The 24,513-nt window shown below is 58.8% G+C and carries 22 protein-coding genes; 18 read left to right on the top strand and 4 right to left on the bottom strand.

Annotation, left to right across the window (positions count from 1 at the left end; translation table 11 throughout):
* Positions 1–156 precede the first annotated feature (156 nt).
* The 3 genes from WX88_RS18005 (at position 157) to rsmG (ending at position 2,633) form a co-directional block, all read left to right on the top strand.
* Positions 157–1,260: a glycosyltransferase gene (locus tag WX88_RS18005; protein WP_197076835.1), complete on the top strand. Its 1,104-nt coding sequence runs from the start codon at positions 157–159 to the stop codon at positions 1,258–1,260.
* Positions 1,251–1,874 carry an RNA polymerase sigma factor gene (locus WX88_RS18000; RefSeq protein ID WP_046245797.1) on the top strand — a complete coding sequence of 208 codons (624 nt, stop codon included), beginning with the start codon at positions 1,251–1,253 and terminating at the stop codon, positions 1,872–1,874. Before WX88_RS18005 ends, WX88_RS18000 begins: the two co-directional genes overlap by 10 nt.
* A 141-nt stretch (positions 1,875–2,015) precedes the next feature.
* A complete protein-coding gene (gene rsmG / locus WX88_RS17995) occupies positions 2,016–2,633 on the top strand; it encodes a 16S rRNA (guanine(527)-N(7))-methyltransferase RsmG (RefSeq protein WP_046245796.1) in 618 nt (205 codons plus the stop codon).
* A 45-nt stretch (positions 2,634–2,678) separates the two neighbouring features.
* Here rsmG and WX88_RS17990 read toward each other — a convergent pair whose 3' ends face one another.
* Positions 2,679–3,665, bottom strand: a complete 987-nt coding sequence (locus WX88_RS17990) for a YheT family hydrolase (protein ID WP_046245795.1) — start codon at positions 3,663–3,665, stop codon at positions 2,679–2,681.
* A gap of 242 nt (positions 3,666–3,907) precedes the next feature.
* On the opposite strand from WX88_RS17990, the gene rpsT reads away from it, so the two are divergent.
* Positions 3,908–4,159, top strand: coding sequence for a 30S ribosomal protein S20 (gene rpsT / locus WX88_RS17985; RefSeq protein ID WP_046245794.1), 252 nt, complete (start codon positions 3,908–3,910; stop codon positions 4,157–4,159).
* A 664-nt stretch (positions 4,160–4,823) separates the two neighbouring features.
* Here rpsT and pyk read toward each other — a convergent pair.
* Positions 4,824–6,263, bottom strand: a complete 1,440-nt coding sequence (gene pyk, locus WX88_RS17980; protein WP_046245793.1) for a pyruvate kinase — start codon at positions 6,261–6,263, stop codon at positions 4,824–4,826.
* A 203-nt stretch (positions 6,264–6,466) separates the two neighbouring features.
* A complete protein-coding gene (locus WX88_RS17975) occupies positions 6,467–6,895 on the bottom strand; it encodes an IPExxxVDY family protein (RefSeq protein ID WP_046245870.1) in 429 nt (142 codons plus the stop codon).
* 174 nt (positions 6,896–7,069) lie between these two features.
* Here WX88_RS17975 and WX88_RS17970 point away from each other — a divergent pair, with 174 nt between their 5' ends.
* From WX88_RS17970 to WX88_RS17905, 14 genes are all read left to right on the top strand, one after another.
* Positions 7,070–7,306, top strand: a complete 237-nt coding sequence (locus tag WX88_RS17970; protein ID WP_019948606.1) for an acyl carrier protein — start codon at positions 7,070–7,072, stop codon at positions 7,304–7,306.
* Positions 7,307–7,470: 164 nt separating this feature from the next.
* Positions 7,471–8,721: a beta-ketoacyl-ACP synthase II gene (gene fabF, locus WX88_RS17965; protein ID WP_046245792.1), complete on the top strand. Its 1,251-nt coding sequence runs from the start codon at positions 7,471–7,473 to the stop codon at positions 8,719–8,721.
* Positions 8,722–8,888: 167 nt separating this feature from the next.
* Positions 8,889–9,614: a ribonuclease III gene (gene rnc, locus WX88_RS17960; protein WP_046245791.1), complete on the top strand. Its 726-nt coding sequence runs from the start codon at positions 8,889–8,891 to the stop codon at positions 9,612–9,614.
* A gap of 205 nt (positions 9,615–9,819) precedes the next feature.
* On the top strand, positions 9,820–11,742 hold the full coding sequence (nadE, locus tag WX88_RS17955; RefSeq protein WP_046245790.1) for an NAD(+) synthase: 1,923 nt from the start codon (positions 9,820–9,822) through the stop codon (positions 11,740–11,742).
* A 573-nt stretch (positions 11,743–12,315) separates the two neighbouring features.
* On the top strand, positions 12,316–13,224 hold the full coding sequence (lgt, locus tag WX88_RS17950; protein ID WP_072053047.1) for a prolipoprotein diacylglyceryl transferase: 909 nt from the start codon (positions 12,316–12,318) through the stop codon (positions 13,222–13,224).
* Positions 13,225–13,488: 264 nt separating this feature from the next.
* Positions 13,489–14,154 (top strand): TIGR04282 family arsenosugar biosynthesis glycosyltransferase, encoded by a 666-nt coding sequence (locus WX88_RS27950; protein WP_052732829.1) that lies wholly within the window; start codon positions 13,489–13,491, stop codon positions 14,152–14,154.
* Between the two features lie 110 nt (positions 14,155–14,264).
* Positions 14,265–17,291, top strand: coding sequence for a TonB-dependent receptor (locus WX88_RS17940; protein WP_046245789.1), 3,027 nt, complete (start codon positions 14,265–14,267; stop codon positions 17,289–17,291).
* Between the two features lie 241 nt (positions 17,292–17,532).
* A complete protein-coding gene (locus WX88_RS17935; RefSeq protein ID WP_046245788.1) occupies positions 17,533–18,738 on the top strand; it encodes an ABC transporter substrate-binding protein in 1,206 nt (401 codons plus the stop codon).
* A 178-nt stretch (positions 18,739–18,916) separates the two neighbouring features.
* Entirely contained in the window at positions 18,917–19,792 is an 876-nt protein-coding gene (locus WX88_RS17930) for an ABC transporter permease subunit (RefSeq protein WP_046245787.1), read from the top strand.
* 99 nt (positions 19,793–19,891) lie between these two features.
* Positions 19,892–20,653, top strand: a complete 762-nt coding sequence (locus tag WX88_RS17925) for an ABC transporter permease (RefSeq protein WP_046245786.1) — start codon at positions 19,892–19,894, stop codon at positions 20,651–20,653.
* Positions 20,654–20,901: 248 nt separating this feature from the next.
* Positions 20,902–21,522: a hypothetical protein gene (locus tag WX88_RS17920; RefSeq protein ID WP_046245785.1), complete on the top strand. Its 621-nt coding sequence runs from the start codon at positions 20,902–20,904 to the stop codon at positions 21,520–21,522.
* Positions 21,515–22,168, top strand: coding sequence for a hypothetical protein (locus WX88_RS17915; RefSeq protein ID WP_046245784.1), 654 nt, complete (start codon positions 21,515–21,517; stop codon positions 22,166–22,168). The genes WX88_RS17920 and WX88_RS17915 overlap by 8 nt, the downstream gene beginning before the upstream one ends.
* A gap of 235 nt (positions 22,169–22,403) precedes the next feature.
* Positions 22,404–23,141 carry an ABC transporter ATP-binding protein gene (locus tag WX88_RS17910; RefSeq protein ID WP_046245783.1) on the top strand — a complete coding sequence of 246 codons (738 nt, stop codon included), beginning with the start codon at positions 22,404–22,406 and terminating at the stop codon, positions 23,139–23,141.
* Positions 23,142–23,249: 108 nt separating this feature from the next.
* Positions 23,250–24,176 (top strand): radical SAM protein, encoded by a 927-nt coding sequence (locus tag WX88_RS17905; protein ID WP_046245782.1) that lies wholly within the window; start codon positions 23,250–23,252, stop codon positions 24,174–24,176.
* Between the two features lie 136 nt (positions 24,177–24,312).
* Here WX88_RS17905 and WX88_RS30905 read toward each other — a convergent pair.
* A partial coding sequence (locus WX88_RS30905; RefSeq protein ID WP_046245781.1) for a hypothetical protein occupies positions 24,313–24,513 on the bottom strand: 201 nt, incomplete at its 5' end.

Here is a 24,513-nt window from a genome sequence, read left to right as displayed (position 1 = left end):
GCTCGACGTTCCGGGTGAATCCGCAGTTCTACCGCCCACAAAGATACCTGCCCGGCCCGCGCCCCGTACTTTTGCCGGCTCATTCGTACTCTTACCTTGTTGCTCCCACCCGTACCCACGTCCCCGGTTTTCTGGCTTCTGCTTGCGTGCGTGCTGGTGCAGTTTGTTTACGCCGCCTATTTTTTCTGGCCGTTTGCCCGCCGTCCCTCCGAAGCTGGTGCTGAGGAGCCCGGTTCGTATCCAGCAGGGCCTGATGCCGAGCCGGTTTCCATCGTTGTCTGCGCGCGCAACGAGCTTGACAACCTGCGCCGCCTGCTACCCCTGCTGCTCCGGCAGGACTATCCGGCCGACTTCGAAATAGTCCTCATCGACGACCGCAGCGACGACGAGACCTTCCTCTACGCTCAGCAGCTCGCCCAGTATTACCCCGAAAAAGTGCGTCTGGTCACCATCACTAATACGCCAGACGGCTTCGCACCGAAAAAATACGCCCTCACCCTCGGTATCAAAGCTACCCGGTACAACCACTTGCTCTTCACCGATGCCGATTGCATTCCCGCCACCGACCAGTGGCTGCGCCTGATGCAGCGGGGTTTTTCCCAGCAGCACGGAGCCGACCTCGTGTTGGGGTTCTCAGCCTACACCGAAGCGCCAGGTTTTCTCAACCAACTCATTCGCTACGAAACCCTGCTCACCGCGGTCCAGTATTTGAGCTTTGCCTGGCGGGGCTGGCCCTACATGGGCGTGGGCCGCAATCTGGCATATACCCGCGCCTGCTTCACCGCAACTAAAGGATTTGCCTCGCATATCCGTCAATTAAGCGGTGACGACGATTTGCTGGTGCAGGACGCCGTGCGCTACGGCCAACGCGTGGCCGTGGTCGCCGACCCCTCGGCTCATACCCTCAGCGAACCCGCCGCCACGTGGGCCGTATGGTGGCATCAAAAGCGTCGGCATTTGTCGGCCGGCCGGGCCTACCGGTTAGCTGACCGCTTACGAGTAGGCACCTTTATGATGGCCAACCTGTTGTTTCACTGGAGTACCGTTTTGCTATTATTTTCCTTAAACAATTGGATACCTTTGGCAGTGGTATACCTTCTCCGAACTTTGTTTGTGAGCGCTGTGTATGCCCGTCTTAGCCGCCGCCTCCACCAGCCCGTAGTAGTCGGACTGCTGCCCGTGCTCGACGCGGTTTATTTTTTTCAATACCTGGCCTTAGGAATCTCGTTATTCCTTAACCGCAACCTTCGATGGAAGTAACTAATCAAGACATTCAAAAGCAATTTTCAGCTAAAGCCAAACATGACTTTAAGCTGATTCGTGCTGCCGTGGACAACGGTGATGAGAAAGCGTATGCCGAACTGATGCACATCTATAAAAAACCCGTTTACCACGTGGTTCTCAAAATGGTTCGCAATCAGGACGACGCCGAAGACCTTACCATCGAGGCCTTTGCCAAGGCCTTCCGTAACCTGCACAAGTTCAATCCGGAGTATGCTTTTAGCACATGGCTGTTTCGCATTGCTACCAACAACTGCATAGATTTTATTCGCAAGAATAAAATCAAAACCATGTCGATTGACTCCGCTATTAAAGTGGATAACGGCGATGAAATTACCATCGATTTCCGTGACAACGACCTGAATCCGGCTGAGCACGCCGTGCGCAATCAGAAAATCGAAATTATGCGCCACGTGGTGTCTCGCCTGCCCGATAAATACCAGCGGCTCGTGTCGCTGCGCTATTTCGACGAGCTTAGCTACGAAGAAATTGCCACCGAGTTAAAAGCTCCCCTCGGTACCGTGAAAGCCCAGCTGCACCGCGCCCGCGAATTGCTCTATGACATGGTGAAGCACACCAAGCAAATAATATAATCAGCGCTTTTCTTTGTCATTCTGAATGCAGCGAAGCGGAGTGAAGAATCTTAACCCTGAGAGTAACTAATTACTTTCGGGGCGGATTCTTCACTCCGCTTCGCTGCATTCAGCTTATCCAGCTTTCACCAATTGCCCATCATGAACCTTTTGCAGCACTACTTCCCCGAACTCACACCTCAGCAGCTTCAGCTTTTCCGGCAGCTGGAAACCGAGTTTCGGGCTACCAATGAAGCCATCAACCTTGTGTCGCGCACCGACATGGAAAACTTCGTGGAGCGCCATTTGCTGCACTCGCTGGGCATTGCCAAGATCATTCGATTTCCCAAGGGCAGCGCCGTGCTCGACGTAGGCACCGGTGGCGGCCTGCCTGGTCTGCCGCTGGCTATTATGTTCCCCGAAGTACATTTTCACCTAGTCGATAGCATTGGCAAGAAAATCCGGGCCGTGCAGTTCATGGCCGCCGCCCTGGGCCTCTCCAACGTTACGGCCGAGCAAACCCGCGCTGAGCAAGTGCGCACCAAGTACGATTTCGTGGTAAGCCGGGCCGTGGCGCGCCTTGCCACCTTTCACCCCTGGATAGCCCACCGGTTTAAATCTCAGGGCCAGGCCGGTTTCGGGCTGTATTATCTGAAAGGAGGTGACCTAACCGAGGAAATAGCCGAATCTGGTTTGAAGGCTAAAGTGACGGATTTGAGCAATTATTTCAGCGAGGAATTTTTCGAGACCAAGAAGGTCGTTTTCGTGGCGGCGAAGTAATAGCCAGCCGCTATTACCTCATCCTTCCGTCCCGAGAATCATGGGCTAAGCTGGCATTTCCGCCGTTAAAAACTCTACCGCTCGCCGCTCTGAATAATATTCGCCATCCGGGCTGCCCTCAGCAAAGCCCACGTGTCCACCCGCGGGTGGAGTCTCCAAAAATACGTAAGGGGATTTTGCGGCCACCTCGCGGGGGAAGCAAGAGGCGGGTAAAAACGGGTCGTTCTGCGCGTTTACCAACAGTGTAGGCACCTGAATGCCACCCAAGTAATACCCCGAGCTGGCGTGCTGATAATAGGCATCGGCCGAATCAAAGCCGTGCATCGGGGCGGTGTAGCGGCTATCGAACTCCTGAAAGTCCCGCAGCTCTTCAATACCCGACAAATCAATTTGGCCTGGCAGCAATTCTGCTTTGGCCCGCACCTTTAGCCGCAGAGATTTCAGGAAGCGCCGCATATAAACCTGGTTCTGCGGGCGCCCAATGTGCACAGAGCTAGCCCGCAAATCAGTAGGCACCGAAAACACGGCTGCCCGCTGCACCTGGGCCGGCACGCGGGCCTGGTCTTCGCCCAAGTATTTGAGTGTCACATTGCCCCCGGCACTAAAACCCACAAGGAACACCCGCTGGTAGCTACCGGTAACTAGCGCGTGGCGCACTACCACGTCCAAATCATCGGTATCGCCGAGGTGATAGGAGCGGAGCAGGCGGTTCATTTCGCCCCCGCAGCTGCGGTAGTTCCACGCTAGGGCATCAAGGCCGGCGCGGTTGAGCGCACGCACCATACCCCGCACGTAGGGCCGCGAGGCGTCGCCTTCGAGACCATGCGAGACGATAGCAAGGTCAGTAGTGGTACGCATTTCGGGCAGGCGGCTCCAGTCCAGGTTCAGGAAGTCACCATCGGGCAGTTCCAGCCGTTCGCGTTGGTAGGCTACGTCGGGCACAGTGCGCCACAAGCTAGGTATAATAGTCTGTAAATGGCCGTTAAATAAATAAAAGGGCGGTTGATAGCGGGATTCGGCGACGATGGGCATAATAGGCGCGAATAGAATTTAAGAGATAAAGATTGCGCGCTGGGTGGGATAAGATAGTAGGTAAAGTTCGCGCGAAACCGGTATGCATGCTAATTCCGGGCCGTTAAAACCGGGATTTATAGTATATGAGAGGGCTTTAACTCAATATTTTTGCTAACATGGTTTGAAATTATCAGCTAGGCTCGTACCTTTGCCCTCCCAAACACAGAACTCAAGCATAACGCTCCCATATATTCCTGCTCATGGCAAACCATAAGTCGGCCCTCAAACGCATCCGCAGCAACGAAGCCAAGCGCGTGTTGAACCGTTACCAGCACAAATCCACCCGCACGGCCATCAAACGCCTGCGCGAAGCCACCGATAAAACGGCTGCTCAAGAGTTGCTGAAGAAAGTGTCGTCGATGTTGGACCGTTTGGCCAAAAAGAACATCATCCACAAAAACAAAGCTGCTAACAATAAAAGCAAGCTGACAAAACTCGTCAATGCGCTTTAGCGCGTAACGAGTTTAGTAGGACCAGACTGCGCCGCCCCAAGGTCTGGTTCTACGCTCCTTACAGAAGCCCCGCTCGGAAACGAGCGGGGCTTCTTGCGTTTAGGCTCGTTAAAGAGCTATAATGCCTCAGCAAAATGAGATTAGGCGCCGCGTGGATGAGATTTACAGCCATTCTCCCATTGGGGAATTGAAGCAGGCTCCCCTCTTTTTGGGAGAGGAGCGGGGGAAATTCAATAGTCGCGCCGCATATCACGAAGAACCACTCTAATTGTCAACCATCTATGCTACCCAGACGCCAAGAGGCGGGGCTAGCACAAGGAGGCTGGCCACAGCAGAATATGTTACATCTGTTTCACGCAAACAGCAACACTCGCTACCCTTATCCAAAATGGCTACGGTTACCTTATGTAGCTGCGCGCTGGATAGATGCCTTGTATTTGAGTTGTGCTAAGCTTCTACGTCCCGAAACGGATGCGCTTGGCTAAAACAATGATTCGAGGACGTTGGCGGGCAACGATTATATAAGTGATAATTGAGGGTTCCCGCTGTTGCATAAGGCGGTTATTGCCTTTGCAAATTACCCGTTTAGAAAAGTAAAAAGGAAGCCCCGGTGCCTGTCGAGGAACGGGGGCTTCCTTTTTATTATAATCCTGCAAAGCAGTAATTAGGCGATGCTCACCTTTACCATATTGGCTTTGCCTTGGTCCTGAATGGGCATCGAGCCGGTGTTGATAAATACGTCGCCGGGCTCCAGGTGGCCAGTTGTGGTGAGGACGTAGCGGATGTCCGTAATGGTGCTGTCGGTACTGATGAGGCGGTCGTAGTAGAAGCTGCGGACGCCCCACACCAAGCTCAGCGCTGTGAGCAGTGGGCGGTTATCAGTGAAGATGAAAATATTGGCTTTGGGGCGATATTTGGCGAGTTGGAAAGCCGTGTAGCCTAGGTGCGTCATACCGGTGAGGGCCTTGGCACCCGTGTTCTTGGCCAAGTGACAGGCTGCTGATAATACACTGTCAGCCATAAAGTTGGCACCGGAAGGGTCGATGGGCCACCATTTGTGGAAGAGCTGGGGGCTGCGGCTTTCCACGCTCAGAATCGTGCCCACCATGGAGCGAATTACCTCGGCAGGGTAGGCACCCACGGCGGTTTCGGCGGAGAGCATCACCGCGTCGGCCCCGTCGAGCACGGCGTTGGCTACGTCACTGGTTTCGGCACGAGTGGGGCGGGGCGCTGTAATCATGCTTTCCATCATCTGGGTAGCTACGATAACGGGCTTGCCGGCCGCGTTGCACTTGGCAATAATCATTTTCTGGGCCATCGGCACCTCTTCCATCTTCACTTCCACGCCAAGGTCGCCGCGGGCCACCATCACGGCATCGGTAATAGCAATGATTTCGTCGATGTTGCGCAGGCCGTCAGGTGTCTCAATTTTGGCCACTACGCGGGTGGTTTTGCCGGCTTCGGCAATGAGCTTTTTGATGAAGCGGATGTCGTCGGCCTTGCGGGCAAAGCTTAGGGCTACCCAATCCACGTCATGCTCGAGGCCAAATTGCAGGTCTTCGATGTCCTTCTCGGTCATCGACGGAGCCGACACTTCGGAATCGGGCAGGTTGATGCCTTTGCGGGGCTTCACCAGGCCACCGTACACCACTTCCACATCCACTTCCTGGTCGCGGTCGGTAGCCAGTACTTTCAGTTCGATTTTGCCGTCGTCAATCAGAATCATGTCGCCAGCTTTCACGTCGCGGGCCAGGCCCAGGTAAATAGTGCTCAGGCGCGTGGCCGTGCTGATTTCCTTCTCGCCGCACACGAGCTTGATTTTATCACCGGCCTTTATTTCGACTCCGCCGCCTTCTACTTCGCCAAGGCGAATCTTCGGTCCCTGCAAGTCCTGAAGCAAGCCCACGGAGGTGCGCATATCCTTATTCAACCGCCGCACAGTATTGATGACCGACAGGTGGTCTTCGTAGGAGCCGTGGGAGAAGTTGAGCCGGAATACGTCGACGCCCTCGCGGATAAGCGTGCCGAGGCGCTCGTAGGTGTTGGATGCGGGGCCAACGGTGGCCACAATTTTGGTTTTATTGAACGTGGGGCGGTTTTCCATATGATTGGGAAATGTCAGAACAAAAAAACTCCCCGCCTTAAATAAGGAGGGGATGTTTCAGCAAAGCTGAAACGGGAGTGGTTGGATTCGTTGAACGATGGCCGAACGAAGAGGCCGTGGGTCATTCAACACCCACAGCCACTCCCGTCCGAGCCATCGGCTCGAACACCCCCCCTTCGGTAAGGCGGGAGTTTATGGTTACGCTACAAAATCAAATTCTCCTTGTATTTAAGGGTATTAGGGTCAAATTGGCATACGTACTGCACCGCATCCAGGGCCGTGAGCCGTTGTAGCAGTTCATCGTCGGCGAGGGCTCCGCTGCCGTTGCTCACAGCCAGCAAGTAGTCGTACTCCTTGATATCGGGAGCTAAGAACGGCTTTTTTAAATTAGAGGGGGCAATGGAGCGGTTACGCAGCAGGCGAAACGTTAGGGTTTCGGTGGCGTGGAGGTAGTGGGTAAACACTAGCCGGCCCCGACTGAGCAGGTTGAGCAGCAGCTCCGGTTGCTTGATGAGGCGCAGGCGCAGGGCCCGGTTCAGGGTCCAGGCCAGGGTATAATCGCGGGTGCTACTGACCAGCCCAAACAGGGTGAAGTCGCACTCGTACTCAACGTCTAAGGTGAAAGTCTTCATAACAGCCACGTGGGGGGCACCCGCGAGCGGGCAAGGGCAAAGCTACGGCCTGAGGCGGGCCGCTGCCAGAGTCGCCGCCATAATCTTGTACTGGCAATTCAGAAGCACGGCCATGGGTTAGTTGGAAAATCTCTCGTTACTTTGCGCCGTAGTTTTCCTTAAACCCCCACGGAAATGTCTGAAATCGCAGAAAAAGTAAAGGCCATTATTATTGATAAATTGGGCGTCGAAGCCTCGGAAGTTACCCCCGAAGCTAGCTTCACTAATGACCTGGGTGCCGACTCGCTGGATACTGTCGAGCTGATTATGGAGTTCGAAAAGGAATTTAACGTGAGCATCCCCGACGACCAAGCTGAGAATATCGGCACCGTGGGCCAAGCCATCAGCTACCTCGAAGAGCACGCTAAATAGTTTTTGTTACACCTGAGCGAAGCAGCTATTTGAGCGGAATATTTTACCTGGCTTCGTTGTTTCGCCCAGAGTGAACACCTTGTTCTGCGCATACCGGCCGGCCCGCCGCCGGCCGGTTTTGCTGTTTTATCTCGTTTCATCTTTCGCGCCAGTGGCGCTTGCTTATGTCGTCCATCCGACGGGTTGTCGTTACCGGCCTTGGGGCCATTACACCGCTGGGCAACACTGCCCCGGCTTACTGGGAAGGCCTGCGCGCGGGTACTAGCGGCGCCGCCATCATCACCCGCTTCGATCCCGCCAAGTTCAAAACCCGTTTCGCCTGTGAAGTGAAAGGCTATGACGCTGACAATTTCTTCGACCGCAAAGAGGGGCGTAAAATGGACCTCTTCACGCAGTTTGGCGTAGTAGCGGCCGATGAGGCTATTGCCGACTCAGGACTGCTGGAAAGCAACATCGACAAAGACCGGGTGGGCGTGATTTGGGGCTCCGGCATTGGGGGACTGAAATCTTTGCAGGAAGAATGCTTTCAGTTTGAGCGGGGTGACGGTACGCCGCGCTACTCGCCCTTCTTCATTCCGCGCATGATTGCCGACTCGGCATCGGGCAACATTTCCATCAAGAACGGCTTCCGTGGGCCGAACTTCGTGACGACGTCAGCCTGCGCTTCATCAAATGACTCCATCATTGCTGCGTTCAATAATATTCGTCTTGGCTTGGCCGATGTGATGGTTACCGGTGGCTCCGAAGCCGCTATCACCGAATCGGGCGTCGGGGGCTTCAACGCTCTTAAAGCTATGAGCGAGCGTAACGATGACCCGGCCGGTGCTTCGCGGCCGTACGACAAGGACCGCGACGGTTTTGTACTGGGCGAGGGAGCCGGTGCGCTGGTGCTCGAAGAATACGAGCACGCCAAAGCCCGTGGCGCCAAAATCTACGCCGAGCTGATTGGTGGCGGCATGTCGTCGGACGCTTACCACATCACCGCGCCCGACCCGACTGGCAGCGGCGTGGTCTTGGTGATGAAAAACGCCCTGCGCGACGCCGGTATTATGGCCGCCGAAGTAGATTACATCAACACCCACGGCACCAGCACGCCCTTGGGCGACGGGGCGGAAATTAAGGCCATCGAACAAGTATTTGGTGAGCACGCCGAAAAGCTTAATATTTCCTCGACCAAAAGCATGACTGGCCACTTGTTGGGCGGCGCCGGAGGCGTAGAAGCCGTGGCGTGTCTGATGGCCATGCAGCACGGCCAGGTGCCGCCCACCATCAATCTGCACACGCCCGACCCGGAAATTAATCAGGCGCTGAACTTCACGCCGAACGTAGCCCAGACGCGCGACGTGCGCGTGGCTATGAGCAACACCTTCGGGTTTGGCGGCCACAACACTTCAGTCGTGTTCCGTAAATTATAGGTTAGTATTGCGTTGCACAAAATAGAACGTCATGCTGAGCTTGCCGAAGCATCTCGTGTGTGGTAGCCAATTGATTGAGTTACTATTGCACGCGAGACGCTTCGGCAAGCTCAGCATGACGTTCTACATTTAGTCAAGTTCCCTATTATCAATTAGCTTCTACCGTTTTGTTCGGCTTCGTTTCCCGGTTTTTTGGTTCTGATAAGGCTTTTCGGCAAGCGGTGGCCACGGTCACGGGCCTTACGCCAATCAACGTGAAGTTGTATCGGCTGGCCTTTACCCACTCGTCGGCGGTGCGGCAGCAGCCCACCATCGGCCGCCACCAGACCAATGAGCGGCTGGAATTCCTCGGGGATGCCGTGTTGGGCACGGTGGTTGCCGAGTATCTTTTCAAGAAGTACCCGTACGAGCAGGAGGGGTTTCTGACAGAGGTGCGCTCGCGCATTGTAAATCGGGAAAGCCTCAACAACATCGCGCTCAAGCTGGGGCTTGACAAGCTGGTACAACTGGATGTCGCGCAGGGCCGTGCCGCCCGTTCGCGTTCTGTAAATGGCAACGCACTCGAAGCCCTAGTGGGAGCCGTGTATCTGGATTTGGGGTACAAGGCGGCCCGGAAATTTGTGCTGACCCGCCTCGTGAAGGGTTTTGTGGATGTGCACGCCCTGACCACCACCACAGCTAACTTCAAAAGCAAGCTGGTGGAGTGGGCGCAGCGCCAGGGCAAAGTGCTGCGCTACGACATCAGCGGGGAGGCCCGGCCCGGCGGCATGATGGAATTTACGGCCACGGTGCTACTGGACGAGGAAGTGGTGGCTACCGGTATGGGATTGAGCAAGAAACAAGCGGAGCAGCTGGCAGCTGACCGGGCCCTGACGGCACTGGGAGTGGCTTGAAATCTTGACTGAATGAGTGAGGAACAGTATTGAAGCCGCCTGGGACTGCATCCGCATGGCGGGCTGATGCCTTTCGTGAATTTCGAATCAGCGTCGTTGCTACGAAGCGGAATGATGGCTCCGGAAAAAACAGGACGGTATATCAGCCGTTATTATAGCGTAGCCTTTTAGCCTTTATTTAACATTCAATTCCTAAACACCTCCCATGCGTATTGCCGGCGCCGCCCTCAACCAAGTCCCCATCGACTGGGAGCATAACCTTCAAAATATCCGCACTGCTATTGAGATGGCGAAGGAAAGCGGGGTGGAGTTGCTGTGCTTGCCCGAATTGTGCCTGAGCGGCTACGGCTGCGAAGATTTATTTCTGAGCGACTGGATGCCGCAGGCGGCGCTGGCGCACTTGCAGCGAGTGCGCGAGTGGACCCAGGGGATTTGCGTGGTGGTGGGCCTGCCGATACGCCTTGACCGCCGCACGTATAACACGGCCGCCGTGCTGCGCGACGGTCAGATTCTGGGCTTCGTGGCCAAGCAGTTTTTGGCCAACGACGGGGTGCACTACGAGACCCGGTTTTTTACACCCTGGCTGGCGGGCGAAACGACGACCGTGAGCTGGGAAGGGGAGACGTGGCCGCTGGGCGACCTTATTTTTGAGCACCAAGGCGTGCGCTTCGGCTTCGAGATTTGCGAGGATGCCTGGCGGGCCGACGACGTGCGGCCGGCGTGCCGGCTGGTGGGCAAGGTCGATTTGATTGTGAACCCTTCGGCCAGTCACTTCGCCATGAGCAAGACCGACGTGCGCTACCAGCTGGTGATGAAGGCTTCGCGCACGTTCGACTGCACCTACCTCTACGCCAATTTGCTGGGCAATGAGGCAGGCCGCATTATTTACGACGGTGAGATTCTGGTGGCGCGCAATGGCCATTTGCTGCGGCGCAACCAGTTGCTGAGCTTCAAGGAAGTTGATTTGGAGTGGCTGGATGTGGATTTCACGACCAAGCCAGAGCCGGCGGCCGAAATCGTGCCGCTGGCCGTACCGGATGAATACAAGGAGCTGAACCAGGCCATGAGTCTGGGCTTATTCGACTACCTGCGCAAGGCGCGCACCCGTGGGTTCGTGCTCAGCCTAAGCGGCGGGGCCGACTCCTGCTTCTGCGCCGTGGGTGTGGCCGAAATGGTGCGGCTAGGCGTGGAAGAGCTGGGTGTAGAAGAGTTTAAGCGCCGCAGCGGCTGCTTTCCGGAGGCTGAGACGGTGGTGCAGCAGGAGGGAGCCGGCGGCAAAGCCACGCAAGTGGTGCAAAATGAAACGCCAAGCACCGAGCACCGAGCGCCGAGCACCAACCAGGAACTGGTGCGGCAGCTATTGACTTGCGCCTACCAGGGCACGGTAAATTCTTCGGACGACACCTTCAACTCGGCTAAGGAGCTGGCTGACAGCATTGGCGCCCGCTTCTATCATTGGGGCATCGACGATGAAGTGAACGGCTACGTGGGTAAAATCCAGGGCGCGCTGGAACGGGAGTTGACCTGGAAAACCGACGACCTGGCCCTGCAAAATATTCAGGCGCGGGTGCGGGCCCCGGCCATTTGGCTGCTGGCCAACGTGCAAAACTGCCTGCTCATCACCACCTCCAACCGCTCCGAGGCCAGTGTGGGCTACTGCACCATGGACGGCGACACGGCCGGCAGCATTTCGCCCATTGCGGGCGTCGACAAGGATTTCGTAAAGAAGTGGTTGCGCTGGGCCGAAACCGAACTGGGCTACGCCGCTCTGCGCCACGTAAACGCCCTGCAACCCACCGCCGAGCTACGCCCCCTGGAAGAAAAGCAGACCGACGAGCGCGACCTCATGCCCTACGCCCTGCTCAACCGCATCGAGCGGCTGGCGTTCTACGACCGTCTCAGCCCGCGCCAGGTGCTGGCCGCGCTTGATACCGAGGAAACAGGCTTCGACCACGAGCAGCTACGAACCTACGTGCGGCGCTTTTACTCGCTCTGGAGCCGCAACCAGTGGAAGCGTGAGCGTTACGCCCCCAGCTTCCACCTCGACGATTACAACGTGGACCCGCGCTCCTGGCTGCGGTTCCCCATTCTCAGCGGCGGCTTTGCCGAGGAGTTGGCGGGGCTGTAGCACCCGTTGGGATGGGGATAAGCTTGAGGCTGGACCGGCGAGTTTTGCGCTCCCGACCAGCCTCGTGTTGCCGCTGCCTAAGCTTGGGAAACGTGGGGCTATAAAGTATTGCTTCGCAGCGTATTTGTAAAAAAGCGCGCAGCCTGGCGCAAGTTTCCGTAGCGAATAGTACCTAATGTCTGGAAATCATGGTGCGGCGGGTAAAGAACCAATGCTGCATCGGTACTTCATCTAACTTTAGGTCATTTCCTGTGGATTGTACGTTCCCGCTGCTTTTGGCTAATGACCCACCAACCCGTGCTCAACTGCCTAGCTCTGCTGCTGACGCCGACCTGATAGCGCAGTTACAACTGGGCTACGAATCAGCCTTTCGCACCTTGGTTGAGCGTTACCAGGACCGTACCAAAGAAGGTGTCAAAAGATGTCTCCACGCGTGTGATGATTTGGCTGACGGCCTAATACGCGCACCTCGCTATGTAAAACGGAGACGTCGGTAGTCATCTCGTCATCGTCTCAAAACCATCAAGCCCCGTGCCCTGAGTACCTTTGGGCCATATCTAATTTCCACGCCGCATGCTGCCTTTCCTCGCCGCCATTTACTGGAACGTCGACCCTATTATCCACAAATTTGGCCCCTGGTCGGTGATGGGCCATGAGCTCGGCCCGATAGTGCTACGCTGGTACGGGCTGTTTTTCATGCTGCCCTTCGTGCTGGGCACGTTCATCCTGACCCACATCTATCGTTCGGAGCGCACATCGCCGCAGTGGGTCGACGTGATTACGATTTACATGCTGGTAGGCACTATCGTGGGTGCGCGCCTGGGGCACATGCTGTTTTATGACTTCGACGCGCTGATGGCCGACCCCATGGTGGTGTTCCGCATCTGGCAGGGCGGGCTGGCCAGCCACGGCGCTACGATTGGTATCTTATTCGCGTGCTGGCTGTTTGCCCGAAATAATAAGTTTGATTACCTGTGGGTGCTCGACCGGATTGTTATCGTGGTGGCGCTGGGTGGGGCCTGTATTCGGACGGGGAATCTAATGAACTCCGAAATCGTGGGCAAGCCGACGGACGTGCCGTGGGCTTTCCTGTTTCCGCGCGATACTGAGCACCTGATTCAGGGAGCAGCCGTGCCGCGGCACCCCACCCAGATTTACGAGGCGCTGTTCTGCATTTTCCTGCTGGTATTGCTTTACTCGATGTGGAACCGGACGAAGGAGTGCACGCCGCGTGGCAGGCTGTTTGGGCTGTTCGTGGTGCTGCTGTTCATTCAGCGGTTTTTAGGTGAATTCCTGAAGGAGAACCAGGTAGCTTTTGAGAACGGCAAGCTGCTCAATCAAGGCCAGCTGCTGAGCATTCCACTGATAATTATTGGAATTTGGGTGCTGTGGCGGGCTGGTAAGGACCCGAAGAATCCATATGGCTACGCGCCACGGGACTTGGAAGAGTCGGGCGTGGCTGTGCCTCGTGCCGTGAAATGAGGGAACGGACCTGTAGCGCTGGTTGATGCCGGAGGCTGGCAAGTGCCCCACGGGTTCACTTTCCGCAAAAGTTGGGGAGATAAATAGGTGATAATAAACGGCTGCAAATCGCCCTAAGGTTGGTGCACCTGCAAATCTGAAACCTCAACGGCTACGTAGGGAATGGTTGCTGCCAGCGCGCCGCCCCTGGCCGACGTGAGTACCTTACCCTGGGCACATTGCCGCTCTTCATTGAATTCAATCTGCTCCCCCGTTGCCATCCTGTTGTTTACGCGCTCTGCCGGCGCGGAAGCAGCTCATAAGCAGTGGGTGAGCCAAGGTGACCGGGCCAGCAACGCGGCAGTGGCCGTGCAGCTAATTGAGCAGACAACGGCTGTGGCCCGCCGGGTGGGGGCAGACTTTTTATGTGTAGACTCGGCCCGGCAGGTGGGCCGTACGTTTGGCGAACGCCTCACGGCGGCGCTCACGCAAGGGTTTGCCCTGGGCTACGAGCAACTGATTGTTATCGGCAACGACTGCCCACACTTGAGCGTGGCACTTCTGCGCCAAGCCATGCGCCTGCTGGCTTCGACGGATGCTGTGCTCGGCCCGGCTACCGATGGGGGCGTGTATTTACTGGGGGTAAAGCGGGCTTTTTTCGACGCCGATGTCTGGACCGCGTTGCCCTGGCAAACCAACAAGCTGGGCCAATGCCTCGCCTCCTGCCTGCGGGGGAGCGGTGCGGAATTACGCATCTTACGCACTCTGACCGATGTGGATGACGCCCATGACCTGGCCCGCTTGCTCCCGCAGCTGCCCGCCGGGCCGCTACGCACCCGATTGCACCGCCTGCTACGGGCCCGGCGGCCAGCCGGGGTGTCGGTGCCACTTGTCTACCATGCGGCATTCGTGGGGGCGCCGCTCTCGCAGCGGGGGCCCCCCGTTCACTAGCTAACTCGGGTATAATTCAGCTCCCGTGGAGCACGGGGCCTTGCGTGAGGCCTAGTAGCCCACGGGTGCGTCAGTGTTTTCTCTTTTGACTCGTTGCCTTCGCTCTATTTATGAAAAAACTTGCCTCCTATTGGCTGCTATTATTCCTGCTGGCCCCTTTTTCTCACGCTTTCGCCCAGGTTGATTTGGTGGTGTCGGTGCTGGATAATGCTCGCAAGCCCGTCATGGGTTTGCCCGTGCACCTCGACAATGCCGCCATCGGCTTCAGCAGTGAGCAGGCCACCAACGCCCAGGGGCAGGTCCGTTTCCGGGGCCTCTCTACAGCCGGCAGCTATGCCGTTAGCACCACCGCGAACGACCAATACCAGGCCGTGCGCGAGGCCAACCTCACGCTCCGCGCCAATTCCAGCCCCAGTGTCACGCTGGTGCTGCCCCAGCTCAGCAGCCAGACCCTGGAAGGGGTGACGGTGCGCGCGCCCAACAATGGTACCACCATCAATACCCAGAACGCGGAAGTGGCGGCCGAGTTATCAGCCCGTGAACTGCGCGAGATTCCCATTGAGGCCCGCGATATCACCCGCGCCCTGTACCGGCTGCCGAACGTGACGCTGGCCACGGGCTTCTTCTCTGAAGCCCCCAACGTGAGCATTAACGGGGCCAATGGCCTTTACACTAACTACCTCATTGACGGGCTCGATAACAACGAGAACTTCCTCGGTGGCCAGCGCTTTGCCATTCCAGTGGGCTTTGCCCAGAACGTGAACGTGCTGACCAACAACTTCTCCACCGAGTTTGGTAACTCGGCCAACGGTATTGTGAACGTGACCACCAAGTCGGGCTCCAATGACCTGACGGCAGAGGTCTTCTACCTCACCCGCCCCGGGCCTAGCATTGATGGCAAGACGGATTTCGCGCAGCGCGACTTGTCAGGCAACCAGGTGAAAAGCGGCTTCCAGCGCCAGCAGTTTGGCTTCGGGGTGGGCGGGGCGCTGGTGAAGGACAAAACGTTCTTCTACCTGAACGCCGAGCAAACCTTCGACTTCAAAGACAACGTGCTGACCTCGCCCGCCCTGGGTGTAAACGCCACGGTGCGGGGCGAGAACCGCTTCACCTACCTTTCGGGCAAGCTCGACCAGCGCTGGACAGAGCGGTTCCGCTCTTCGCTGCGGGCCAACGTGGGCCTGGTGAACATCGAGCGCCAGGGCGGCGGGCTCGACGGCGGCGTAGCCTTCCCCTCCACCGGCAACCGGCAAGACCGTAACTCCCTCAATATCGCCTCGCAGAACGTGTACGTCGGCCAGCGCTTCACTTCCCAAACCGACGTGCAGTACGCCCGCTTCCGCTGGAACTACGCCCGCGCCGATAACCCCGACAGCCCCGATGTGACCGTAAGCGGCCCCAACGGCCAAGCCATCGCCGTGCTCGGCCACCCTGGCTACCTCTTCGATTCGCACCAGAACACTTGGCAGGCCCAGCAGAAGTTCACGCTCCTGAGCGGCCGCAACACCTTCAAGGGCGGCTTCGGCATCATCAGTACCGAACATTCCCTCTTTGGCGGCGGCAACCCCAACGGTAGCTACAGCGTGCAGCTGACCCAGGCTCAGCTCGATGCGTTGCGCACCCGAAACATCGGCGCCGGGCTGAGCATCAACGATATTCCTGATGATGTGAAAGTGAATAACTACAGTGTGGAGCTGCGGCCGGCCTCCTTCGGCACCACTCAGAACCTCTACAACATCTACCTCGAAGACCTCGTGGCCGTGACCGACCGCCTGAACGTGACGCTGGGCGTGCGCTATGACTACGACAACCTTTCGAAGGGCGGGGCCGAAAACGGCGACCGCAACAACATCGCGCCCCGTGCCAACTTCAACCTGCGCCTAAGCGAGCGTAGCAGCCTGCGCGGGGGCTACGGCCTGTTTTACGACAAGATTTTGTACACGGTGTACAGTGATGCCCTGGGCGCCAACACCAATTCGGCTGACTACAAGGCCCAGCTCCGTGAACTGGTGCGGGTGGGCGCCCTGCCGGCCAATACCAACGTGGACCGCATCACGTTCGACGGCAACCAGAGCGGCAGCGCCAGCAATGTGCCCTACCTGCAAGGGCCCTCGGCGGCGAGCTTGCAGGGCCAGCGCGCTACCGTATTCGGCGGCGAGCGCCGCATTCTGAACCCCAACGGCTACCAGAACCCGTACTCGCACCAGTCTACGCTGGGCTACCAATACCAGGTGAACCGCAAAACGCTGTTCTACGTGGACCTGATGTATAACCGCTCCTACGATTTGTTCCGGCTGCGGAACGTGAACGGCGTATCGGAATACCCCCAAAACGACCCCAACAACGTGGTGGTGCGCACCGAAACGCAGGCCGATGCCACCCGCCCGGTGCCCATCGTGACCGATGCCACGGGGACCTACGCCATCATCAACGGCCAGAAAGTGACGGGCGTGGCCCGCAGCGTGGTCATGACCGAGTCGGCGGGCCGCTCGCGCTACATGGCCGCCAGCTTCAACGTGCAGAAGGACGCCGCCGAGGACAAGTACGGCTACCGTGTGTCGTACACCCTCCCGAACTTGAAAAACAATACCGAAGACGTGAATTTCCGGGCCGCCGATGGCAACAACTACGGCAAGGAGTTCGCTAACTCCATCAACGACCGCACGCACGTCATCAACGCCATTGGCAGTTACTATCCCATTAGCAGCCTGCGTCTTACCATGGCGGCTCTGTTGCAAAGCGGCCAGCCCGTCAACCGCGTCACGGGCGCCTACCTCGTGCCGGGCACCACCAACGTGTTCACCAACGACCTGAATGGCGACGGCAGCTCCTTCAGCACGGCCTACCTCGGCAACGCCGACCGCTACCCCGGCGAAGGGCGCAACTCCGACCGGCTGCCCTGGTCCAAGACGTTCGACGTGGGCGCGCAGTACACCTTCCGCTTTGGTGAGAAAACCAGCCGCCTGGAGCTGACGGCCGACGTGTTCAACGTGCTCAATACCCAAAACCTGAGCGGCTACGCCAACAACGCCACCCAAAGCAACCAGATTCAGACGGGTGCGGCGGGCTCGGGCATCATTCGGCGCAACGCCAGCGCGCCCCGCCAGTTCCAGTTTGGGCTGCGGTATGCGCTGTAGTAACCTCACCCCCTGACCTCTCTCCAAAAAAGAGAGGTCACTGGTTCAGCCCAGACGTGAAAGGGGTTGAAAGTCGGGTTGATTTAAAAGTGAAGAGTTAAAAATCAACTGCCTTTTAACTTCTCACTTTTAGCTCTTAACTCAGAGCAAGCCCGGTGCCCCCTCTTTTTTGGAGAGGGGGTCAGGGGGTGAGGTGACGCGGCTGTGCACCGCCTGACGTTCTTTAGATTACCCAAATCCTATGAAAAAATTCTTCCTTTCGCTCCTCGCCCTGCTCGCCGGCTGCGGCTCCGATAAGCCCCGCGAACCCCAGCAGATACTTGCCCAAACCTGGCCGCAAATCGAAGCCAAGGGCCGCAGCCAAACGGTGAGCATGGTGATGTGGCAGGGCGACCCGCTCATCAACCGCTACATGAATGGCTATGTGCGGCCTGAACTGAAGCGCCGTTATGGCATCGACCTGCAAATTTCCGCTGGTCAGGGGGCGGGACTGGTGCAGACGCTGGCCGCCGAGCAACAGGCCGACCAGCCCAGCGAAGCCGACTTGCTGTGGATTAACGGCGAAACCTTCTACCAGCTCCGGCAGATAAACGGGCTGCTCGGGCCTTTCGTGGCCCAACTGCCCAATGCCGGCTTTCTCGATTTGCAAAATCCCTTCATCAATACCGACTTTCAGCAGCCGGTGGCGGGCATGGAGTGCCCCTGGGGCAACGTGCAGTTCACCTTTATCTACGATTCGAGCAAGGTGACCCGCCCGCCCCAGTCCTTTGCCGAGCTGCCGGCCTTCCTGAAAGCGCACCCTGGTCAATTTACCATCCCGAACGAGTTTACCGGCATGACCCTACTGAAATCGTGGATGATAGCCCTATCGGGCGACCCGAAGCTGTTCCAGGGTAAGTTCGACGAGGCCGTGTATCAGAAGTGGTCGGGGGCACTGTGGCGGCAGTTGAACGAGAGCCGGCCCTACTTCTGGAAACAGGGCCGGACCTTTCCCGAGCAGTTGGCGCCGCTGCACCAGCTCTTTGCCAACGGCGAGGTGGCCTTCACCTTCTCCAACAACGACGCCGAGGTCGACAATAAGGTGAACCAAAAGGTATTCCCGGCCACCGCCCGCGCCTACGTGCCGGCGCCCGGCACCATTCGGAACTCGCACTACCTGGGCATCGTGCGGCGCGCCCAGCACCCCGAAGCGGCCCTGCTGGTCATCAACTTCCTGATTTCGCCCGAAGCCCAGCTCAAAAAGATGGACCCGAACGTGTGGGGCGACCATACCGTGCTCAATTTGCAGGCCCTGCCCGCGGCCCAGCGCGAGCAGTTTGAGCAGCTGCCGTCGCGCCGCTACGCCCCCCGGCGCGAGGCCATCCAGGGCCTGGCCCTTCCCGAGCCCGACCCGGAGTACATGACCCGGCTATTCAAGGATTTCCGGACGTACGTCATTGAAAAGTAGAATTGGTGCTGACGAATAAATAGCATTTTCTGAAGCCCGTCCGCCCGCTGCCCAACCGCACTGTGTCCGACGTTCCTTCGATGCTCCTTCGAGCATCCTTTGAGAAGAGACATCTGCGGCGCGGCACTGAATAAAAAGCTTAAAATAGGACTTTTACAAATTTCACGCTAGCTGTCGGATGCCCGGAACCGTTGCCACGCTGTCACCTGCGCGTTTGCTACTTTGGCTCTACGGCCTGCTGGTGGTAGGGCTACCCGTGGCGGGGCTGGCCTACGCCTTGCTGGGCAGCGTGGGGCTGGCGGGGCCGCTGGCAGCCGGCTTCACCGGGCGCTACTGGCGGGCGCTGGGGGCTGATACCGGCCTGCTCTACGCGGCCTTGTACAGCGCCTGGGTGGCCGTGGCCTCGGTGGGAATATCCACGGGGCTGGCGCTGCTGCTAGTGCTGTGGGCACAGCCCACCCTGCGGCGGCCCCCCCTGCCCGCGCTGCTCTACGTACCCCTGCTGATGCCCTCGCTGGTGGTCGCCTTCTACCTGTTTCAGCTACTGAGCCGGGCCGGATGGCTGTCACGCCTCAGCTTTCGCTTCGGGCTCACGGCCAACCTGGAGGACTTCCCGGAGCTGGTGCAGGACGGGCCCGGCGTGGGCATCATCCTGGCGCAGGTGCTGCTCTCATTCCCGTTTCTCACCCTGCTGTTCCAGGCCATTTACCAGGAAAGCCGGTTGGCTGAATACTATCAGCTTACGCTCACACTCGGGGCCAGCGCCGCGCAGTTTCGGCGGCGGGTGGCGGTGCCGGTGCTGCTGCGCCAGGCCGCGCCTACGCTGCTGCTCAGCTTCATTGCCACGCTCGGGGCCTACGATATTCCGCTCCTCTTGGGCCGCCCTTACCCCCAGATGCTGTCCGTATACATTGCCACCCGCCTCCAGCGCTTCGACCTGCGGGAGCTGCCCAGCGCCTACCTGGCCGGCTTCCTGGTCGCCGCCGGGTTATTGGGGTTGATAGGCCTGCTGCGCCTCACGGGCCGGGCCCGCGACACCGCCTCCGTTCCGTAGTGTGGACTTTTAGTCCGCGTCCCCGCGTCAGTAGCTCGTTCTCGGACGCGGACTAAAAGTCCGCGCTACGTTACCCTAACTCCAGAAACCGCTCTCCCCATGCGTTCCCGGCTCCTCACGCTCTTCCTCGCCTTGCTGTTTGGGCTGCCTTTTGTGCTGCTCGGGCTGCTGGCGGTGGGGGAGGACTGGCGGTTCCCGGCGGCACTGCCCATGCGCTATTCCCTCGCTGCCGTGCGCAGCCTCCTGGCCGCCGACAACGACCTGCTGGCTGGCCTGGGGCGCAGCCTGCTGCTGGCCGGCACGGTGGCAGTGGGAGCCACGGCAAGTGGCTTCGCGCTGGCGCGGGCCATTGCCCGCAGCCGCCGCGCCGCGCAGTGGGAGGCCGCCAGCTACCTGCCCTACGCCCTGCCACCGGTGCTCCTGGCCGTGCTCATCCAGCCGTTTATTATCCGGCTGCACTTGTCGGGCTCGGTGGGCGGGGTGCTGCTGGGGCTGGGGCTGGTAGCGTTGCCGTTTGCCACCCTGCTGCTGCGCAGCTTCTGGTCGCCGCAGGTTCGGGAGTATGAGCACTTGGCCCGCACGCTGGGCTGCACGGCGGGGCAGGCCTTGCGGCAGGTGCTGTTGCCGCTGGCCTGGCCCCTGTTGCGCACCACCCTGGTGCAAACGTTCCTGCTCACCTGGTTCGATTTCGGCCTGACCAACGTACTGAGTGTAGGCAAGGTGCGCACCCTCACCGTTCAAGTATTTACCTACGTAGGCGAAGCCAATGCCCAGCTAGCCGCCGTTGCCTCGTTGCTAGTATTGCTGCCCCCAGCTCTGCTGCTACTGGTCAATAAATCTGCCCTGCTACGCAAACCGTAACTGTTGTTTAGCAGGGGTGCCTTCCCCCCGGCCCCTCTCTTGAGGAGAAGGGGAGGCTGATGATCTGAAAAAGATTCTGAAACTGCGCTAGTTATCAATTGTTAGTCGAACACTGCATCACTACCATAGACTACCATGGCGGCTCAGTAGCCAGCATACCACATCGTCCGGCTCCCCTCTCCTGGGGAGAAGGGCCGGGGGGAGGTCCCCCCGTTCGCGTCGTCCACTACTATCCCAAACAACTTAAAATGCTGCAAGCCCTGCTCATCTCCAACGGCCTTGTCGGGCTGGAAAAGTATTACGTCTCAAATGAGCTGGTGCAGTACACCACTTGCTTCATCACCAAAGACTTCAACCCCGACCTGACACCCTACGACCTGCTGGTGGTGCCCAACGGCTCCGACCACGTGGCTATGCTGAAAATAAAGGATAAGGTGCGGGACTTTTTGGATGCCGGCAAGGCTCTGGTGTGCTGCGACGGCTTCTTTACCGCCTGGGTGCCCGGCAACCAGTGGGTGATGGACAACTCCCGTCCCACGTTGGAGGTGCGCTACGCCCCCGGTACCGACCGCTACGACCTGCTGCGCGGCTTCGACCTCGACGAGCTGAACTTCTCGCACGGCATGAGCGGTTGGTGGGCCTGCGGCTACATTGCAGCCGCTCCGGCTGCCGATGTGGTACTGGCCGATACCTGGCAGCGCCCCGTCGTAGTGCTCGATGAGGTGAGTACCGCCGGCCGGATGCTGCTCACCGCCAGTGGCCCCCTAGCCGACGTGACCTATGCCGGCCGCACCGAAAGCGCGCTGGTCACGATATATCGCAATTTTCTTCAACTCGTTTCCTCTTCAACCGTTCCCGCTCATGGCTAAGATAGGCTTGCTTTTCAACGGGGTGTGGTCGCACTACGCCCTGGCTACGGCCCCCAAGTACCGCGACCTCTACCAGTTGCTCTATGTGCACGACCTCGACGCCGCGGCCGTGCACGACCTGGACGCGCTGGCCATTCCCTTCCAATCGAACCAGGCGGTGCTGACGGAGAAAAAGGACCTCATCTACGATTTCCTACGGGCCGGTAAAAAGGTCTTCCTCGAAGGCGACTCGTCCACCGCCTGGCTGGACGCGCAATGGGAAGACCGCCCCGTGAACAACTACTGGTGGGTGACGGACCCCACCAACCCGCCCGTGTCGGCCACGAACTACGACCACCCCGTGTACCAGGGCCTCACCCCGCGCCAAGCCTGCTGGCACACCCACGGCGTGTACACCCACGTGCCGGAATCCGCCGAAATCATCCAAACCAATGCTGAGGGCGAGGTCATCACCTGGCAAACCCACGCCTACGGGGGCACGCTGCTTGCCACTACCCTCGACCCCATCGTAGAGCATGGCGTGCAGCAAATCACCCACCTCGATAACTACATGGACCGCCTCACCCAGTGGCTCTGCGGCGTGCGTCCCGCCCCTGAGCGCCTGACCATCGATGCGGCCGCGTACGGGGCAGGAGCTTTGGTATAACGGCCCTGCTGAGCACCATTAGTGCGTTTCGTTATGCTGAGCACTATCAAAACGGTCATGCTGAGCGCAGCCGAAGCATCTCGCGTGCTACCACTAATTCAATCGATTGGTTTACTTCCCCGAGCGAGATACTTCGGCTACGCTCAGCATGACCGTTTTGATAGCACTCAGTGTGAGCGTTCTAACAGCACCTAGCCCGGAGCCCATTATATTTCCTTAACTATAAATCAGTGTAATGCTCACCGTAGCTAATCTTTCGAAGCAGTTTGGCGGGCAGCCGGTGCTGCGCAATGTTTCGTTGGTGCTGAACCAGGGCGAGGTGCTGGCCGTGCTGGGCCGCTCGGGCGGGGGCAAAACCACGCTGCTAAAAATCCTGGCTGGCCTGGAGGCGCCCGATGCGGGCACCCTGCACCTGCGGGGCCAGGACCTGGGCCCCGTGCCGCCCAACGAGCGCCAAATGGTGTACCTCTACCAGGAGCCGCTGCTGTTTCCGCACCTCACGGTGTTCGAGAACGTGGCCTTTGGCCTGCGGATCCGGCGGGTGGCCCAGGTCGAAATCACCGCGCAAGTAACGGCCTTGCTTGATGAGCTGGACCTGCGCGAGCAGGCCCAAAAAGCGCCGTATCAGCTCTCGGGTGGGCAGCGGCAGCGTGTATCATTTGGGCGCGCCCTCATTATCCGGCCGCGCCTTCTGCTGCTCGATGAGCCCTTCGGCAACCTCGACGCCCAGACCCGGGCCGATATGCAGCAGCTGTTTCTGCGCGTGAGCCGGCAGCACCAGATTACTTCCTTATTCGTGACCCACGACAGCCGCGAAGCCCTCACCGTGGGCACCCGGTTTGCCTACCTCGACGAGGGCCAACTCACCAGCTTCGCCTCGGTGGCAGCGTTCGTGGAGGATGCCCGCACCGCCATTGGCAGCGAGCTGGCTTTTTGGGAAAGTGTTCAGCAGAAAAGAAATATGATAATCTGAATATTTATAGTATAAACGCTATCAGTCAGTCATGCTTCGGCTCCGCTCATCATGACTGACTGATAGCGCGGAGCCCGACGTTCGTACGAATTCGTACCGCTACATTACATGAAAACTGATTTCAACCACTGCGAGTCCGTGTACTGGGTCTTCACCCAGCTCTGCAACGACAAGTGCGACCATTGCTACAACACGTCGGGGCCGCAGGGTGCGCGCATTAGTGCCCAAGACTGCCTACGCATCGTACGCAACCTGCCCGACCAGGTCGACCGGCTCATCCTCTCAGGCGGCGAGCCCATTGCCGACCGCGCCAAGCTCTACCTCATTCTCGATGCCGTGCAGGAGAAATACCAGGGCCGCACCCAGGTCATGCTGCAAACCAACGGCGACCTGCTCACCGGCGATATCCTGGACTTGCTCATCGCCAAGGGTGTCACGCGTTTCGACATTGCCAGCATCGACCGCTACCATAAGATGGCCGGCTCCCGGCTGATGACCCTGGCCGACCTCTTCGAGAGCCGGGGCGTGAACGGCGACGACCACGACCCGCTCATCGACAAGGACCATTACCTCACCCAAAATCCCCTGAGCTGGGGCTACTGGGGCGCCACCGAAGACATGTGGCTGGGCGGCAACTGGGCCCGCGGCCGTGCCCTCGAAAAAGACATCTGGCTCAAAGACCCCGGCCATAACTTCTGCGCCATCCTCTCCGGGGCCAAGGGCTTCTTGGGCGGCACGGAACTGCCCCAGGAAATCAGCATTCAACTTTGGAAAATCAACCCCTGCTGTCCCGGCACCCGGTTTCCGCTGGGCGACGCCCGTACCGAGAAAGTGGCCGACGTACTGCTGCGCGCTTCCAAATCCGAAATCATGCAGCGCCTCAACCAAGGCGAGCCGTGGAAGATGGGCGAATCCATTGGCGTAACCGAGGCCCACGCCCACGCCCGCACCGCAGACCTGCAGAACGTGTGCCGCTGGTGCGACGAGTTTTTCGAGCAGCACCTGACAACCGAACTGTCGCCGCCAAACAGCTAGCGCAACTTTACTTTGAGTATTTAGAGCGCGCCAAATCAGGTAAGTGCTGGTGCAGAGGAACTCAAACTAATGGCACACAAAAAAGGCTGCCCGCTTTCTGCGGGCAGCCTTTTTTCGGCGTGGGGAGGGGCTTGTGCTACTCCTTGGTCAGTCGCAGGACCTGGCGCAGGGGGGCGCCGTCGGCAAGCTTCCCGGTGACCAGGAGCTGGTACGTGCCCGTGGCCAGGCTGGTCACGTTGAGGGGGTGGCGCTGGCCGCCCGGCAGCGTGGTTTGCAGCACCTGCCGGCCCGCGGCATCGTGCACCAGCACCTGGTAGCGGGCCGCCGCGGGCAGCCG

Origin of the sequence: Hymenobacter terrenus, assembly GCF_000972495.1 — a bacterium.
GTDB classification, from domain to species: Bacteria; Bacteroidota; Bacteroidia; order Cytophagales; family Hymenobacteraceae; genus Hymenobacter; species Hymenobacter terrenus.
Note: the sequence above shows the minus strand (reverse complement) of the source record. Positions and strands in the feature narration are given on the sequence as shown.

What these genes read in the sequence shown, in the direction of transcription:
- WX88_RS17930 (WP_046245787.1), top strand. Translation starts at nt 18,917, where the DNA reads ATGCCCGGAACCGTTGCCACGCTGTCACCTGCGCGTTTGCTACTTTGG.
- WX88_RS17990 (WP_046245795.1), bottom strand. Translation starts at nt 3,665, where the DNA reads ATGCCCATCGTCGCCGAATCCCGCTATCAACCGCCCTTTTATTTATTT.
- WX88_RS17975 (WP_046245870.1), bottom strand. Translation starts at nt 6,895, where the DNA reads ATGAAGACTTTCACCTTAGACGTTGAGTACGAGTGCGACTTCACCCTG.
- WX88_RS17915 (WP_046245784.1), top strand. Translation starts at nt 21,515, where the DNA reads ATGGCTAAGATAGGCTTGCTTTTCAACGGGGTGTGGTCGCACTACGCC.
- lgt (WP_072053047.1), top strand. Translation starts at nt 12,316, where the DNA reads ATGCTGCCTTTCCTCGCCGCCATTTACTGGAACGTCGACCCTATTATC.
- WX88_RS17920 (WP_046245785.1), top strand. Translation starts at nt 20,902, where the DNA reads ATGCTGCAAGCCCTGCTCATCTCCAACGGCCTTGTCGGGCTGGAAAAG.
- WX88_RS17970 (WP_019948606.1), top strand. Translation starts at nt 7,070, where the DNA reads ATGTCTGAAATCGCAGAAAAAGTAAAGGCCATTATTATTGATAAATTG.
- nadE (WP_046245790.1), top strand. Translation starts at nt 9,820, where the DNA reads ATGCGTATTGCCGGCGCCGCCCTCAACCAAGTCCCCATCGACTGGGAG.
- pyk (WP_046245793.1), bottom strand. Translation starts at nt 6,263, where the DNA reads ATGGAAAACCGCCCCACGTTCAATAAAACCAAAATTGTGGCCACCGTT.
- WX88_RS17935 (WP_046245788.1), top strand. Translation starts at nt 17,533, where the DNA reads ATGAAAAAATTCTTCCTTTCGCTCCTCGCCCTGCTCGCCGGCTGCGGC.
- WX88_RS18000 (WP_046245797.1), top strand. Translation starts at nt 1,251, where the DNA reads ATGGAAGTAACTAATCAAGACATTCAAAAGCAATTTTCAGCTAAAGCC.
- WX88_RS17925 (WP_046245786.1), top strand. Translation starts at nt 19,892, where the DNA reads ATGCGTTCCCGGCTCCTCACGCTCTTCCTCGCCTTGCTGTTTGGGCTG.
- WX88_RS17940 (WP_046245789.1), top strand. Translation starts at nt 14,265, where the DNA reads ATGAAAAAACTTGCCTCCTATTGGCTGCTATTATTCCTGCTGGCCCCT.
- rsmG (WP_046245796.1), top strand. Translation starts at nt 2,016, where the DNA reads ATGAACCTTTTGCAGCACTACTTCCCCGAACTCACACCTCAGCAGCTT.
- WX88_RS17905 (WP_046245782.1), top strand. Translation starts at nt 23,250, where the DNA reads ATGAAAACTGATTTCAACCACTGCGAGTCCGTGTACTGGGTCTTCACC.
- rpsT (WP_046245794.1), top strand. Translation starts at nt 3,908, where the DNA reads ATGGCAAACCATAAGTCGGCCCTCAAACGCATCCGCAGCAACGAAGCC.
- WX88_RS17910 (WP_046245783.1), top strand. Translation starts at nt 22,404, where the DNA reads ATGCTCACCGTAGCTAATCTTTCGAAGCAGTTTGGCGGGCAGCCGGTG.
- fabF (WP_046245792.1), top strand. Translation starts at nt 7,471, where the DNA reads ATGTCGTCCATCCGACGGGTTGTCGTTACCGGCCTTGGGGCCATTACA.